Here is a 15,622-nt window from a genome sequence, read left to right as displayed (position 1 = left end):
CACTATAAAATGAAAACGGTTTCGTATGCGCAGTATATTTAACCTATCACAATTGCTCCAGCAGAAACGGACAGGAAGGATAGAAAAACAGATGAAATACATGAATTCAAGGCAGAAAAAGATTTTGTATCTGTTGTTATCTGAACCTGATGACTACTTAGTTGTGCAAGATTTCGCAGACAGGGTCCGCTGTTCTGAAAAAACGATCAGGAATGATTTGAAAACGATTGAAGATTTCCTGAATGAACATGCTCAAGCTCAGCTGATCCGCAAACCGGGATTAGGCGTCTATTTACATATATCTGAACAGGAAAGGTCACGGTTAAGCCGGCACATTTATAATGAGCACTTTACATGCAGGCACAAGACCGATGAAGAAAGAATACTTCACATCGCTTACGATTTATTAATGAATTCAAAGCCCGTTTCCGCAAAAGAAATTGCCGCACAGCATTTTGTAAACAGAGCTTCCATTAAAAAGGATATTAGTACGGTTGAAGAGTGGCTGAAGCGATTTGATCTCACACTGGTTTCTAAACAGCGGCTCGGCTTAAAGATTGAAGGGGACGAAAAAAACAAAAGAAAAGCATTGGCGCGAATTTCAGATTTGATTGATAATGCGGAGTTTACAAGCCGATTTATAAAAAGTAAGTTTTTAAGTCATGAAGCGGACTTTGTGAGAAAAGAAATCAAGTTATTACAAAAAAACCATTCTATCTATTTTACGGATGAAACATTTGAAAATTTGCTGCTGCATACATTGCTGACCATCCGCCGTATCAAAATGAAACAGGCGGTCGCCATCTCTGTAAGACAGCTGGAGGCGGTAAAAAAGAAGAAAGAATATGAATGGACACTGGCTTCTTTAAAACGGCTTGAGCCGGTATTTGCCATCCGGTTTCCCGAGGAAGAAGCCGTCTATTTAACTTTACATATAATAGGCGGGAAAGTCCGCTATCCATCGCAGCAAGAAAAGAAGCTTGATCTTGAAGATTCTGAGCTTTCCAAAGTCGTCAGGCATTTGATCAATCGTGTTTCAGAACTGCAAATGCTGGATTTTCATAAAGACCAGGAACTGATCAATGGATTGAACATTCATCTCGATCCGGTGTTGAAGCGGCTGAGCTATGATCTCTCTGTTTCAAACCCCATGCTTCACGACATCAAGAAAATGTACCCTTATTTGTTTCATCTTATCATAGACGTTTTAGAAGACATCAATCAAACATTTGATCTTTATATTCCTGAAGAAGAGGCGGCCTATTTGACGCTGCATTTTCAGGCAGCGATCGAACGGCTGCGCCGAAACAGTCATAACCCTAAAAGGACGATCATCGTCTGCCATATGGGCATTGGCATGTCGCAATTGCTGCGGACTAAAATTGAACGCAAATTTCATCACATTACGGTAAAAGACTGTATCGCAAAAGCGGAGCTGACAGAGTATATCAAAAAGCATAAAGATATAGATTTCGTCATTTCTACGATAGGGCTTGGAAATGTAACGATCCCTCATATTGTCGTATCACCGCTTTTGGAGTCTGCTGATGAAAAGAAGCTCAGCGCATTTCTGCAACAGCTTGATTTATCACATCGCCGGGAGCAAAAAACGTTTAAAATGCTGAACGATACGACTCCGTTTCTCGTTTTTTTACAGCAAGAGACAGAGCACCGTTATCAGGTCATTGAAAAGCTGGCGCAGGCTTTGTATGAAAAAGGCTATGTAGAAAAAGAGTATGGCATTCATGCAGTAATGAGAGAAAAAATGTCGGCGACAAATATCGGGGCGGGTATTGCCATCCCTCACGCGAACTCTAAATATATCAAACAATCAGCCATTGCAATCGCCACCTTAAAAGAGCCGATTGAATGGGGGACAGAAAAGGTGTCGCTCGTTTTTATGCTTGCTGTCAAACACGAAGATCAAAACAAGGTAAAGCAATTATTCAGTGAGCTTTCCTATCTTAGCGAGCAGCCGGCATTTATTCAAAAACTGACGGAAGAAAAAAATGTGATGACGTTTTTATCGTATTTAAACTATTAAAAGCAGGGAATGGCTTCCTGCTTTTTTTCTGTTTATAGGGAAAAATGCCGTTATTTCCGGAACTTATGGTAAAAAAACGCGCTTATCACAGGCTGATTTCAGTATAAAGTTGAGACAAGATCTTGAAATTCAGACTGCAAAGGAGGATTTATATGAAACTGTTAGCGATTACATCATGTCCGAACGGCATTGCCCATACGTATATGGCTGCTGAAAATTTACAAAAAGCAGCCGGCAGATTAGGCGTTGAGATCAAAGTGGAAACCCAGGGCGGAATCGGGGTGGAAAATAGGCTGACCGAAGAGGAAATCCGGGAAGCAGACGCAATCATTATCGCGGCGGACCGCTCGGTGAACAAAGACCGATTCGCGGGAAAAAAGCTGCTGGCTGTCGGGGTTCAGGAAGGCATCCGCAAACCGGAAGAATTAATTCAAAAAGCGCTTAGCGGTGAAGTGCCGGTCTATCAATCTGCTTCAAAAGCTGAATCCGCAAGTCAGCAGGGCAAAAAACAAAACCCGATTTACCGTCATTTAATGAACGGCGTTTCTTTTATGGTTCCTTTCATTGTCGTCGGCGGATTATTGATAGCGGTTGCATTGACGCTTGGAGGAGAAAAAACACCAAAGGGGTTAGTCATTCCGGACGAGTCTTTTTGGAAAACGATTGAACAGATCGGCAGTGCTTCTTTTTCATTCATGATCCCGATTTTAGCCGGGTACATCGCGTTCAGCATCGCTGATAAGCCGGGTCTTGTCCCCGGAATGATCGGCGGATATATAGCGGCATCCGGCAGCTTTTACGACAGTGCAAGCGGCGCAGGATTTCTTGGAGGAATCATTGCGGGATTTTTGGCGGGGTATGCGGCGCTTGGAATCAAAAAATGTAAAGTTCCTAAAGCAATACAGCCGATTATGCCGATTATTATTATTCCGGTGTTTGCCTCACTGATCGTCGGTTTGGCGTTTGTCTTTCTGATCGGCGCCCCCGTCGCTCATATTTTCGCATCATTAACGGTTTGGCTTGCGGGAATGAAAGGTTCGAGCTCAATTCTTCTGGCATTGATTTTAGGAGCGATGATCTCCTTTGATATGGGAGGACCCGTAAACAAGGTGGCCTTTCTTTTCGGATCGGCAATGATCGGAGAAGGAAATTATGAAATCATGGGCCCGATTGCCGTTTCCATTTGTATACCGCCGATAGGGCTTGGGATTGCAACGTTTTTAGGAAAAAGAAAATTCGCCGCCGCAGAAAGAGAAATGGGAAAAGCATCATTTACGATGGGCCTTTTCGGTATCACGGAAGGAGCCATTCCATTTGCGGCCCAAGACCCCCTTCGTGTGATCCCGAGTATTATGGCGGGTTCTATGACCGGCTCGGTGATAGCGATGATCGGCCATGTGGGGGACAGAGTGGCACACGGCGGACCCATCGTTGCTGTACTTGGAGCAGTAGATCATGTACTGATGTTTTTTATCGCTGTAACAGCAGGCTCTCTTGTCACCGCTCTGTTGGTTAATGTACTGAAGAAAGATATGGCGAAATCCCCCGCGCCCGGCGAGGTGCTGCCGTCTGCCGCACCAAATGAAGCTGCAGCGGCAAAAGAAACAAAGGAACCATCTCAGGCTGACAGCCGAAAAGCCGGGATGACCGAAATCAAAAAACTGACTGACATTATCAGTACGGACTTGATTGAACCGCATTTATCCGGCGAAACGAGGGATGACATTATCGACGAAATGATCGAGAAAATGTCCCGTAAAGGTATGCTGCTGTCTGACAGCGGATTTAAGCAGGCCATTTTGAGCCGGGAACAGCAGGGAACCACGGCGATAGGTATGAATATCGCCATTCCGCACGGAAAGTCTGAAACCGTCAAAACGCCGGGTGTCGCATTCGGAATAAGGCGTTCGGGTGTTGACTGGAACAGCCTTGATGGTTCTGATGCAAAACTGATTTTTATGATTGCCGTACCGAAGGAAAGCGGCGGAAATCAGCATCTGAAAATATTGCAGATGTTATCCCGAAAACTGATGGATGACAGCTATCGGGAAAGGCTGCTCTCCGTTCAGACAAAAGAAGAGGCGTATGAGCTTCTGGAAGAAATCGAATAAAGCGGGGGATGATCATGTCTACTGAACCGATATTTTTCAATCCGGTTTTCAAAGAGAGAATTTGGGGAGGCGCCGCCCTGCGTGATTTTCACTATAATATTCCGTCCGAGCGGACAGGGGAGTGCTGGGCCTTCGCCGCTCATCAAAATGGACAGAGCACAGTTCGAAACGGCATGTATAAAGGATGTACGCTCGGTGAATTGTGGGAGCATCACAGAGATTTATTCGGAAACCTTGAAGGAGACCGTTTTCCTCTTCTTACAAAAATTTTGGATGCGGACCAAGACCTGTCCGTTCAGGTGCATCCGAATGATGACTTTGCCAAAATGCATGAAAACGGGGAACTTGGAAAAACCGAATGCTGGTATATCATTGATTGTGAAAAAGATGCGGAGATCATTTTCGGCCACAACGCAACAACAAAAGAAGAACTGATATCCATGATTGAGCGCGGAGAATGGGACGGGCTCCTGAACAGAGTTAAGGTAAAGCCGGGAGATTTCTTCTTTGTCCCAAGCGGCACCGTTCACGCGATTGGAAAGGGCACACTTATTTTAGAGACGCAGCAAAATTCAGATACGACTTACAGATTGTATGATTACGGAAGAAAAGATGCGGACGGCAGGCTGCGCGAGCTCCATTTGGAAAAAAGTATAGAAGTGATAGACGTTCCCTCTGTCCGTGAACGGCCGACCGTTCCCTCTGTCCGTGAACGGCCGACCGTTCAATATAAACAAACAGATGATCTGCTGGCAGCTGTTTTAATAGAATGTCCTTATTTTTCAGTCGAAAAGTGGGTTGTAAAAGGTGAAGCAAATCTATTCCAGCATCATCCCTTCCTTCTTGTCAGCGTGATCGAAGGAGACGGAATAATGATTGCAGGCGGACATGAATATCCCTTTAGAAAAGGAGATCATATTCTCCTGCCTTCCGGTTTGGGAGAATATAAACTGGCGGGCCATGCAAATTGTATTGTGTCTCATCTGTGATCCTCAAAACCCTTCTCTAGCATCAGAGAAGGGTTTCTCATCACTTTTGCAAAAATACCGAAATTTCCAGCGTATCAGTGGTTCGTTCCTGAATTTATTCTCTCAATTTGTATATCTCCCGAGCCATTGATTCAAGTATGTACATAGCGGGGATTTGGGTGGTGATATTCGCATTTTCAACCCATTCTTCCGTCACGTAATATGAAATATTCACATCGGCCATTTTGGCAATGGTTGAATGTTTATGATTTGTAATACTGATGACCCGGCTGCCTTCTTGTTTCAGCTGATTCAGATGAGTCACCGTAGAATCTCCTTCACCTGAAACCGATAATGCGATTGTGATGCTGTTATGACGGAAATGGGAATGGGCCGGAAAGTAAGGATCTTTAATATACATTGAAAGTTTCCCTAAGCACGAAAAATATCTGGCCCCGTATTCGGCGAGAATTCCTGAACTTCCCACTCCGATAAAAATGACACTTTCTGCATCGGCCGCAAGGGCTGCTGCTTCCTTCAGCTTTTCTTCCATCCCTCCGCTTACTGTTCTTTCAAAAAATTCGGCAACGGAATGATGGGGACTCTTTAAAATCGTTTTTTTATTTGCCTCCGTATACATTTTCAGCTTCACCTTAAACTCCGAAAACCCTTCACAGTTTATTTTTTTGCAGAAACGTAAAATAGAAGCCGTAGATACATGGGTTTCATTTGCCAATTCACGGATTCGCATATAGACGACTTTCTCGCTATTTTGGGAGATGTAGTTGTATAAAGAAGTTTCAAGCTCGTTAAATGAAGCAATCATTTCGTGTGTGAACATGCAGGGGGATTCTCCTTTTTATGAGAATGGTGAATGTACATCTAATCGTAACATATCATTTTTAAAAGAAACATAGTGTTATATTTATGTGACAAATCACTTTTTGTGTCATTCAAAACAAGACGTCAGCCAATGATTTACGGCGCAAAACAACTGCGGATATAATTCGTTCATACGCTTTATGCATGATCTCTTCAAGGGTCTCTGACAAAAGCGGCCGAAAAAAGGAGGACAATATGAGTATCAAACTGATAGCGGTTGATATGGACGGAACGTTTTTGAATGATGAAATGGCATATAATAAAGAGCGTTTTATGAATCAGTATCGTGAATTAAAATCGCGGGGGATTAAATTTGCCGTAGCAAGCGGAAACCAATATGCGCAGCTTACATCCTTCTTTCCGGAAATCAAAAGTGAAATCGCTTTCGTTGCTGAGAATGGCGCTTTCGTCGTGAATGCCGGAGAAGAATTATTCGCGGGTAACATGTCTGAAGACACTATAAAAGCAGTGATCCGTGCTTTAGAGCAGTATGAGGTGAATAACGTCATTGTCTGCGGAAAAAAAAGCGCGTATATTCATGAAAATGCCGGTGAAGATGAATATCTGCATGCCAGTAAGTATTATTATGTGTTAAAAAGGGTGCCGCATTTTGAAAACATCGATGATGACATTTTGAAATTTTCCATCAGCTTTCCCGCCGAACATTGTTCCGCACTTCTGAGCCATTTAAAAAACGCAATCGGGTCTTTCGTTACGCCTGTATCAAGCGGGCACGGTGACATAGATCTGATCATACCGGGGCTTCATAAAGCAAGCGGGATTAAGCTTCTCCAGAAACAATGGGGGATGGGTGATGAAGAGTGTGCGGCCTTCGGAGACAGCGGCAATGATCTGGAGATGGTGTCCGCCGTGAAATACGGGGTCGCCATGGATAATGCGCAGGAAAGCATTAAACAGGCTGCCGCGTATATCACGCAATCAAACAATGAAGAAGGGGTCTTAAATGCGATTGATTCCATCCTCAAATGTGAAAAACCCTTTGTCTGAAAAAGACGTTTTAACTGCGGAGGTGCTGAACGATGATTAAATTAGTGATTACGGATTTAGACGGTACATTTTTAAATAATCAAGGCGATTTTGACAGAACGTTATTTGAAAAGACAAAACGAGTAATGGAGGAACAGCATGTCGCTTTCGCCATCTGCACCGGGAAGCAGTGTGAAAGGGTGGAAGCCTTATTCGGAGAAGACGCGAACGATTTTTGGATTTTAGGAGACAGTGCCACACGTATAAAAAAGAACGGCAAGTTCGTATATGAATCTTTGATCAGCAATGAAGCGGGACTGTCAATTATAGGCGCTTTAGAAAAAATCAGCTGCGGGCATAGCATTATCGCATGCACAAAAAATGGCGCGATCGTAAAAGAAAATCTGTCTGAAAGTGAAATGAAATATGTAAATGCCTCTTATGCACATGTAACGAAAATAACTGATTTTACTGAGATAAAAGACGATTTTATCAAGATTACGGTTCATGACCCCGACGCCAACTGTCCGGAAACGAGAGAAAAGCTGCATGAATTTTTTCACCAATTATATATCGTAGCATCAGAGGATACCTGGATGGACATAGCAAATATCGGAATACATAAAGGAACAACAGTACAAGAATTGCAGCGATTATTAGGGGTTTCGGCTGATGAAACAATGGCGTTCGGAGACGGCCGCAATGACAAAGAATTGATGGAAGCGGCATCCTACAGCTTTGCGGTTAAGAATGCCATTGACGAAATAAAAGATGCAGCGCACTTTGTCATCAAATCAAATGAGGGAAGCAGCGTCATGCACACGATTATGAGAATATTAGCGCTACAAAAACAATGATGGGCTAAAATCAATGCGGCAGGACTTACTAGGGATAGAAAAAGCGGGCTATCCTCAGACTTTAATTCACTCCTGATTTTCCTAAAGTATGTTAAAAATGAATAAATATCTATATTTGACTCGATGGTATTGGTATAATATGTATAAAATGAATGAAGCGGTGTAATATCAAGATGAAAAAAATCACTTCATATCAGACAAAAAGCAGGAACTGCCTCGTTTTGAAATTGGGAGGTGTTTGTATGAGCCCGCTGTTGAGCCCCGCGTATATCATTCTTATTTTTCTTCCGGCAGCTTCTTTTCTGTTAGGGATTTTAGGATATTTCATCTTTAAAAAAGTATGGATAATGGTTGTTATTGTCTTCATTTTGTCCTTGATATTCATGTTTATTGTAATAGGTGCCGAACCGACATTTTTCATTTGGGTGGCTATGATGACGGGGAGCTGTTTTGTCTCCGGTTCAATCACTAAGACGATATGGACTTTTGCAAAGAGAAAATATTAGACAGAAGAATCCTGTTTGAACAGCTATCCTTTTTTTGTCGATTGAGGAAAAGAAGTATAGAGTTATCCGTTATGTTCTTATATTTTGTCTGTTGTTGTCAGATCGGGCTTTCTGTTAAAAATGTCTGTCTATCGTTTTGTTCTTTTTTAACTAAACGGAGCACTATAATTGAACTGTAGATACATAGAAAAACAAAAAAGGATAAGGAGGATTTTTATGTTTCAAACCTTAGACCATTTTTTGAAATCTTGGGATTTCGAAGCCGATGCGACACAAAAACTGCTGAATCATCTGACTGATGAATCACTTAAACAAGAAATCACCTCACAACATTGGACTTTAGGCCGTATTGCATGGCATACTGTCGCTGCCATTCACATCATTACCTCAAACACAGATTTAACGTTTCACGCTCCGGCTGAAGATCATCCTGTTCCTGCATCGGCGCGGTTTATTGCTGAGAGTTATCATCAAGCCAGTAATGCATTTGTACAGGCGTTAAAAACGCAATGGACTGACGATACACTTCAAGAATGTGTCAACTTTATTGGTCAGCAATTGCCAAATGGTTCACTTTTGATGTTTTTAATTCAACATCAAAACCATCATCGAGGACAAATGACTGTCCTTATGAGACAAGCAGGTTTACCTGTTCCGGGTATTTACGGTCCGGCAAAAGAGGAATGGATTAAATTCGGTTTGGAAGCTCCGAAATAGGATATTGTTGTAAGGGCTCGAATGAATAGATGATACCAATCGATGTTGGTATCTTTTTTGTTTTTTAGAGTTATTAAACCGGTATCCATGACATGCAGACGAATCAACAGTTCAAAAGATGTAAATTAAGGTCAATAAATGCAGAAAGGTGATTATGATGATAACTAAAATGACGCGATTCAATATGAAAGACTTCAATAAACCAAACGAACCTTTCGTTGTTTCAGGGAGAATCATCCCTTCATTTGAGGACAATGTTTGGACATATACAGAGGAGAAATTTGCTGAACCTTATGTCAAAAAATATGACGATGAAGACATTGATGTCAGTTATATTGAAGAAGAGGATAAAGTTGTCTTTTTTTATTACGCAGAGAACGACTGTGTCGGCCGGAGTAAGCTTCGTTCTAATTGGAATGGATACGCATTGATTGAAGACATTGCCGTTGCAGAAGATTATAGAAAAAATGGTGTCGGGACGGCTTTATTGCATAAAGCGGTTGAGTGGGCAAAGGAGAATCATTTATGCGGTCTTATGCTTGAAACACAAGATATTAATGTTTCAGCTTGTCATTTTTATGCCAAAAATAACTTTGTCATAGGAGCGGTCGATACAATGCTTTATTCCAATTTTTCAACAGCAAATGAAATTGCGGTTTTTTGGTACTGTAAATTTTAAATATAACAGTATTTGATGTTTCATCATTTAGCGGGTGTGTGTCGCGAAGTATTCAAAACATCGGCTTGAGGATTTATAATAAGGTATATCAATCAATGCAGGGGGAGTTATGTATGAAGTGCGAAATCCTTTGTTGACCCTGCACTGGGGAAAAATGTCTTGTTTATGATTGGCGTCCTTTGCGGAGGCCTGATATTCGGCACTGCTGCAGGATTTGTTTCTATGGTTCCTTATATGATGAAAGATGTTCACCATTTAAGTACTGCGGCAATTGGAAGCGGGATTATGTTTCCCGGAACGATGAGCGTCATCATCTTCGGTTACATTGGAGGATGGCTTGTTGATCGGAAAGGTTCTTTATATGTGCTGACCATTGGGATTGCATTGATGTCTTCCAGTTTTTTAATCGCTGCCTTTTTCATAGATGCGACACCTCGGCTCATGACCGTTATCATCGTTTTTGTTTTTGGGGGGATCTCCTTCACAAAAACGGTTATATCTACAATGGTATCTGGCAGTTTGAGGAATCATCGTTATGAGCTGGCTGGTAAACATGAATGTCTATAAACGTTCGCAAAGAAATGACTAAAAAGGGAAAAGGATCAAACTTGATAAAAGTTTTGATCCTTTTTTTGAGGAGCTTCCTTATTCCCGAAACCTTTTGTCGATCAATGAAAGGGGAGTTAAAGTGAATTACATTTATAAGAAAAAGGAAAAGAAAAATGGAAATTGTATCATTTCAATCAGAGATAAATGGGAGAATGCACTTATTGAGTTTGAACAAAAAAATAATCAAATTGAGATCATGATCAATTATCGTAACGAGAAAATAACCAAGTTTTCACTGCCAATCGAGACTTTTGAGAAAGTGTATGAGGATATTAAAATAGGCCGGAGAGAAAGTTAATCATTCTGTTTGAAAATGACCATGATGTTCGTAAGCAGTATGGTTTTAACACGCATTTGGATTTCCCTGGCAAAGTAAAGGTTTTTGGGGATTTATGTTAAAATAATAGTAAGAACCTTGTGCAGCGGACAGGGAGTTTCGTTGCTTTATAAGGAGAGGGAACTATGAAAAAAAATATTCACATACTGGGAGCCTCCGGAGTCGGAACTTCAACATTGGGTGTTGCATTATCAAAGCATTTGCCTCATACGCATCTTGATACTGATGATTACTATTGGTCAGACAAATTCACTAAGAAAAGAGAAATTCCTGAAAGAAGAAAGTTGCTTGAAAAAGACTTGACAATAAATGAGAAATGGATTCTTTCTGGCGCGGTGTGCGGCTGGGGCGATGATCTAAAAAGTTACTTTGACCTTGTCATCTTCTTATGGATTCCGCAAGATATACGGCTTGAGAGATTAAGGCATAGGGAATTTCAGCGTTATGGAAACGAAGTGTTAGCCGGCGGCAGTAAATATGAACAATCAAAAACATTTTTAGAGTGGGCTTCTTTATATGATAATGCTGGAATGGAAGTTAGAAGCAAAGCTTTACACGAACATTGGATGGCAGATTTATCTTGTCCATTGCTAAAAATTGAAGGAGATTACTCAGTCAATGAAAGAGTTGATCGTGTCTTGGATTATCTGAATTCTAATTAAACTAACGGATGGAGATAACTGAAAAACCAAAATTCAAAGACAGTTCCGGCCATTTTAACGGAGCTGTTTTTTTATACCGCTTTCAGTTTCTCTGTTGTGAAGTGATTTATTTTCGGCAGTATCCCACAATAGAGAAGTGATTTGTTCTTCGTGAGGAAGTTTTTGGTTAAGTTGCAAGAGACGGAACTCCAATGAATAGATACACCCTGAAACCTGTCCAGCCAGCGTTTAAGCTGGTTACGATTGAGTGAAAAGCCATTGCCGCCGGCAAAGACAATACCTGGAATGAAAAGTATTGCAGGGAAAGCTAATTTGGTCATTTTCCGTGAAAATACGGAAGGCTTTTACGCTGGCCGAAATATGTATGGCAGGTAACCCCGGAAGTGGCTGTATTGACTGGAGTATTCACTAAAAAGGCGATTATACGTATTGCGCATGCAGCCTTTCAAAGTGCGATGGAACGCCGTAAGAAGGTTACTTGGCTCGGGACTCTTTTTGAATACGTGCCGAGAAGTGGCGGAACAATACCCTGAAGTGGATGATTATCATGCAATGACGGTACATTTAGTTCGTCGGCAGCTTGGGGCTTGCACTGTCAATTAATACAAATGGGAAAGCAGGCAATGGCCCAGGCTGCTCACGGTTCGGCACCTGACATTGCAGGGGAAAATATTGCGAATCCTATCGGTATTATACTTTCAACTGCTATGTTGTTTGAATGGCTCAGTACACAGTATCGTGATAAAAAGCTGAAAGAAGCAGCGGAATTAATAGAAAACTCACTTCGGGAAACCGTGAAGGCAGGAATCAAAATGGGAGATCCTGGCAGTCAATCATCAACGTCCGACTTTGCAGAAGCAATTGCAGAAAGGATCGGACGTTAAGGCGGAAAATAAGAGGTGAGAAGCAGATCATCAAAACGCAATAGGACACCTCAATTTAGATTTTCAGTAAGAACGGCTCTGCTCATTAAAAAACTCAATTCGTAGATTAATGGCATCAATAATGCTGCAGATCGGGTTAGTAACTTAAAGAGGAAGGGATGAGCCCCCTTCCTTAAAACTTTCAATTCCTCTAATTTCATTGTAAGATATATTACTTTTTTGAAATGGGTATCCAAATTTCACTTTTAAAAGATGGCGATGTTACATCTTTATGCTCATTCCACAGGATTTCTGGGCCTTCAATTTGTTCATAATGTGACGATGGAAACCATTCGGAATAAATCCGCCCCCATACTTCCTGCAGTGCATCCGGAAATGATCCGGCTGCTTCGAATACAGCCCACGTTGAGGCAGGGACTTCAAGCTGTGATAGGTGATTTGGGCAATGTTTCGTTGTGGCTGCGCCAATATAGTGATCAAGCTCTCCGTTTTCCTCTGTCCGGCCTTCAGAAAAGTTCGTGGATGCACTAATGAGTCCTACAGGTGCTACATTAGAAAGCTCTTTTAGTTGATTGATTGCTGCTGCATCTAAACTTTCCCACATCGATGCAATGTCAGGATTCACGCCTTTGAACAAAATAGGTACTCTTTTTTTAATGCCGACGATGCGAAATGCCTCTTTTTCTTCAATGCGATAGTTCATTTCATTTCCTCCTTTGATTGATAACTGGAAGGTCATTCGCGGATAAGCTTTAAGTGAATGGCCATTATGTTTAGCTTCTGATGGTCTTATGCCATGCAGATTTTGAAATGCTCGTGCGAAAGAATCTGGTGAGTGATAACCGTATTTTATGGCCATATCAATCACCTTTACGCTGCTGTCTTTAAGTTCAAAAGCTGCAAGAGTAAGACGTCTGCGACGAATATATTCCGATAATGAAATACCTGTAAGGAAGGAAAACATCCTTTTAAAATGATATTCAGAGCAGAAAGCAAGCCTTGCTGCTTCTTTAAAATCAATATCGTTCGTGAGGTTTTCTTCAATATACGTTAATGCGCTGTTCATCCTTTTAAGCGAATCCATTTATTTGACCTCCTTTACCAAAAGAATAACAGGAGCGAAATGTATCTGCCCGACATTTCGTGCACAGTTTTGCAGGATAACTTATATGTAATAAATTAAGTGATTCACCTGTATTTGTACAGATAAAGAAAACACCTCATAACTGCTTGGGGTTGCATAAGATGAAAGAAAGTTATCATTGTTTTATATTGAAAAAAATAGAAAAATCCGGAGTTTTCTTGTTGGAGGGGTTTACTATCAATCAATTGAAAGTTGCTTACGCAGAGGTAGATAAAAAATTTTAGTTATGTCGAGAACGGTGTTCACCTTCACTGCTTGTTCAATTAGAGGAAGTGATTCTTCCTTAAGGGAGATCACTTTTTCTTATTCGACGAAAGCAACAGTTTAGCGGAAGAAGGAGAAAAATCAGTTGACTTACTTGAATACTAAATAGGTGTAAAAAGCGGTTATTCATACGGATTGAAAAAGAAGAACACGCAGCAGACTCACTTGCTTTTGTTGGGGGCAAGTGTTGACAACCCTATACTGGTTTAATTAAAGAAGGAGTATAAAACCTGTATCAATGGTGTTACTCGATATCTGCGACACAGGTTTTATATGTAGGTAACTAATATTCTGATATATGTAACATTGCATTTTTTATTATGCAATAGTTCACACTATTTCTGCTTTCAATTTTTCGAACCACTCTAAATTAACCAAGTGATGTGAACGGGAATTTTCGTTCATACGGCGAAAGTAATTGATTGTGCCGGGAATTTCTTGAGTGATGGACAGGTATTCATCAAGGAGCTCGATTCGAGTTTTAGTCTGATCGATTTGTGATTGGATCAGATCCAGTAATTTATTTTTGTCGAATTCATCGGCAAAGAGTAACGCCCCATAAAATTGCAGGTTCACATATTCCGATTTGGTGCCGTATTTGAGCATTAATTTTTCGAATTCTGCCCTTCCCGAATCTGTGACTTTAAAGTTACGGATTTCACGCCCGCCGGTTGAGGGTTTCTGCTGAATCTGTTCAATCAAACACTTTTCTTCAAGTTGCTGCAGATTGTAATAAAATGAACCTTTCGTGAAGTTAACGATGTACTTGTAATGACGTTTTTCCATTAAGGCCAGAAGTTCATAGCCGTGAGCTCCGGGGTTTTGGATGAGCAAGCCAAGGATAAGTAAGGGAATCATGGTTTCATCACCTTCGCCATCCGCTTCTCAAATTCCGCGTACGTGATTTTACCCGAAGCCAAATCCATACTATGAAGGTAAATCTGTTCTGTTTTAGAATAGTCACCATTCACTTTCAGTGATTGCTCCTCTCCCGAAATGGGTTTCAGGATATGATACTTTTTCGAAAAAGCCTCGAAATAGCGGTAACCGAATTTGCGTTGTGAAGCTGCGTCTAAATGAATGCCATCAGGATTCGCAGTCAAACCCGCCGCAGTAACAAAATAACAATTCTCTTGTTCATCAGCAAAACGCAGCAATTGTTCATTAACCTGTCGAAATTCAGTCGCGTGCTGTCCAAAACCGGTCTTCCCAAGAAAGTCACCAAGCCCTCCAATAATCAACGGTACCTCATCTAATTCCAACTCGTTTCTTAGCGTCCCGATGATAAGAGTTAATTTCTCGTAATAAGTTTCATGCAGCGAACGATAACTGTCACTCTCACCTTGATGCCAAAGGATTCCACAAATTTGACTGGATCGGAGGGCGAAGCGGGCTTCGGACAAAGCATGCTGAAAAAGGATGCCTTCCGGATGCCAGTCATTCAATGAACTGCCGCCTTCCGCACAAGGGATCAAGCCAATTTCTTCATCGGGATGAGCTTTCGACCATGCATCTGCAAAAGATGCCGCCAGGCCAACGCCGGAAACCGGACGATCATAATTAATCGGCTCTGTCATCATCTTCCACTGTCCATTGCGCAGCATTTTTATTTTTTCATTATAGATAGGGTCTACTTCATTCAAAAATCCACGGCCCGCCATATTCGACTGCCCCAACATTAAAAAAGACTTTATCATCTCATTTTTCACTTCTTTACATCAATATTTTAGTCTAATTAGACTATAGTCCATTCAGCTTGTCTTGTAAAGTTTCAACTAGGTTTTATTTTTATTATTAGTATGTATGAAAAACAAACTAACATTGAACATTTGGTGGATGTATTTGAGAATTAGCAAGTTCTTTTGCTTTAGGTCTTGATAAACAATGAAAAAACAACAAAAACCCTGTGATGTAAGGGTTCCTATGAGGTTCAAAATCATTTTTCATAGGAAATACATTCAATGATGGGGG

The 15,622-nt window shown here is 41.2% G+C and carries 14 protein-coding genes and 2 pseudogenes; 12 read left to right on the top strand and 4 right to left on the bottom strand.

All coding sequences use genetic code 11. The features are described 5' to 3' along the window. Positions 1–91 precede the first annotated feature (91 nt). The 3 genes from manR (at position 92) to manA (ending at position 5,144) form a co-directional block, all read left to right on the top strand. Entirely contained in the window at positions 92–2,044 is a 1,953-nt protein-coding gene (gene manR, locus G9F50_RS07010) for a mannose transport/utilization transcriptional regulator ManR (protein WP_165417699.1), read from the top strand. A 152-nt stretch (positions 2,045–2,196) separates the two neighbouring features. Continuing rightward, a complete protein-coding gene (locus G9F50_RS07005; RefSeq protein ID WP_060562654.1) occupies positions 2,197–4,155 on the top strand; it encodes a fructose-specific PTS transporter subunit EIIC in 1,959 nt (652 codons plus the stop codon). Positions 4,156–4,169: 14 nt separating this feature from the next. Then, positions 4,170–5,144, top strand: coding sequence for a mannose-6-phosphate isomerase, class I (gene manA, locus G9F50_RS07000; protein WP_060562653.1), 975 nt, complete (start codon positions 4,170–4,172; stop codon positions 5,142–5,144). Between the two features lie 94 nt (positions 5,145–5,238). Here manA and G9F50_RS06995 read toward each other — a convergent pair whose 3' ends face one another. After that, entirely contained in the window at positions 5,239–5,964 is a 726-nt protein-coding gene (locus G9F50_RS06995; protein WP_015417885.1) for a MurR/RpiR family transcriptional regulator, read from the bottom strand. Positions 5,965–6,200: 236 nt separating this feature from the next. Here G9F50_RS06995 and G9F50_RS06990 point away from each other — a divergent pair, with 236 nt between their 5' ends. From G9F50_RS06990 to G9F50_RS06950, 9 genes and pseudogenes are all read left to right on the top strand, one after another. Next, entirely contained in the window at positions 6,201–7,013 is an 813-nt protein-coding gene (locus tag G9F50_RS06990; protein WP_060562652.1) for a Cof-type HAD-IIB family hydrolase, read from the top strand. A gap of 32 nt (positions 7,014–7,045) precedes the next feature. Further along, a complete protein-coding gene (locus tag G9F50_RS06985; protein ID WP_060562651.1) occupies positions 7,046–7,849 on the top strand; it encodes an HAD-IIB family hydrolase in 804 nt (267 codons plus the stop codon). A 152-nt stretch (positions 7,850–8,001) separates the two neighbouring features. Further along, positions 8,002–8,355 carry a DUF2651 family protein gene (locus G9F50_RS06980; RefSeq protein WP_309251735.1) on the top strand — a complete coding sequence of 118 codons (354 nt, stop codon included), beginning with the start codon at positions 8,002–8,004 and terminating at the stop codon, positions 8,353–8,355. Positions 8,356–8,571: 216 nt separating this feature from the next. After that, a complete protein-coding gene (locus G9F50_RS06975) occupies positions 8,572–9,072 on the top strand; it encodes a DinB family protein (RefSeq protein WP_025285028.1) in 501 nt (166 codons plus the stop codon). 157 nt (positions 9,073–9,229) lie between these two features. Continuing rightward, positions 9,230–9,751 (top strand): streptothricin N-acetyltransferase SatA, encoded by a 522-nt coding sequence (gene satA / locus G9F50_RS06970; RefSeq protein WP_060562650.1) that lies wholly within the window; start codon positions 9,230–9,232, stop codon positions 9,749–9,751. A gap of 129 nt (positions 9,752–9,880) precedes the next feature. After that, positions 9,881–10,276 (top strand): annotated as a pseudogene (locus tag G9F50_RS06965) (tetracycline resistance MFS efflux pump); the annotation flags it as partial. A gap of 163 nt (positions 10,277–10,439) precedes the next feature. Beyond that, the gene (locus G9F50_RS06960) at positions 10,440–10,658 is read left to right on the top strand and encodes a hypothetical protein (protein WP_060562648.1); all 219 of its coding nucleotides are present in this window, start codon (positions 10,440–10,442) and stop codon (positions 10,656–10,658) included. Between the two features lie 164 nt (positions 10,659–10,822). Then, on the top strand, positions 10,823–11,359 hold the full coding sequence (locus G9F50_RS06955) for an ATP-binding protein (RefSeq protein WP_060562647.1): 537 nt from the start codon (positions 10,823–10,825) through the stop codon (positions 11,357–11,359). Positions 11,360–11,623: 264 nt separating this feature from the next. Further along, positions 11,624–12,243, top strand: a pseudogene (locus tag G9F50_RS06950) (isocitrate/isopropylmalate family dehydrogenase); the annotation flags it as partial. 211 nt (positions 12,244–12,454) lie between these two features. Here G9F50_RS06950 and G9F50_RS06945 read toward each other — a convergent pair. The 3 genes from G9F50_RS06945 to G9F50_RS06935 all read right to left on the bottom strand — a co-directional run bounded on the left by G9F50_RS06945 (position 12,455) and on the right by G9F50_RS06935 (position 15,348). After that, on the bottom strand, positions 12,455–13,327 hold the full coding sequence (locus tag G9F50_RS06945; protein WP_060562645.1) for an AraC family transcriptional regulator: 873 nt from the start codon (positions 13,325–13,327) through the stop codon (positions 12,455–12,457). Between the two features lie 654 nt (positions 13,328–13,981). Next, on the bottom strand, positions 13,982–14,509 hold the full coding sequence (locus G9F50_RS06940) for a PadR family transcriptional regulator (protein ID WP_060562644.1): 528 nt from the start codon (positions 14,507–14,509) through the stop codon (positions 13,982–13,984). Next, entirely contained in the window at positions 14,506–15,348 is an 843-nt protein-coding gene (locus tag G9F50_RS06935) for a sialate O-acetylesterase (protein ID WP_165406539.1), read from the bottom strand. The genes G9F50_RS06940 and G9F50_RS06935 overlap by 4 nt, the downstream gene beginning before the upstream one ends. Positions 15,349–15,622 lie beyond the last annotated feature (274 nt).

The organism is Bacillus sp. EKM206B (genome assembly GCF_011066015.1).
GTDB classification, from domain to species: domain Bacteria; phylum Bacillota; class Bacilli; order Bacillales; family Bacillaceae; genus Bacillus; species Bacillus velezensis.
Note: the sequence above shows the minus strand (reverse complement) of the source record. Positions and strands in the feature narration are given on the sequence as shown.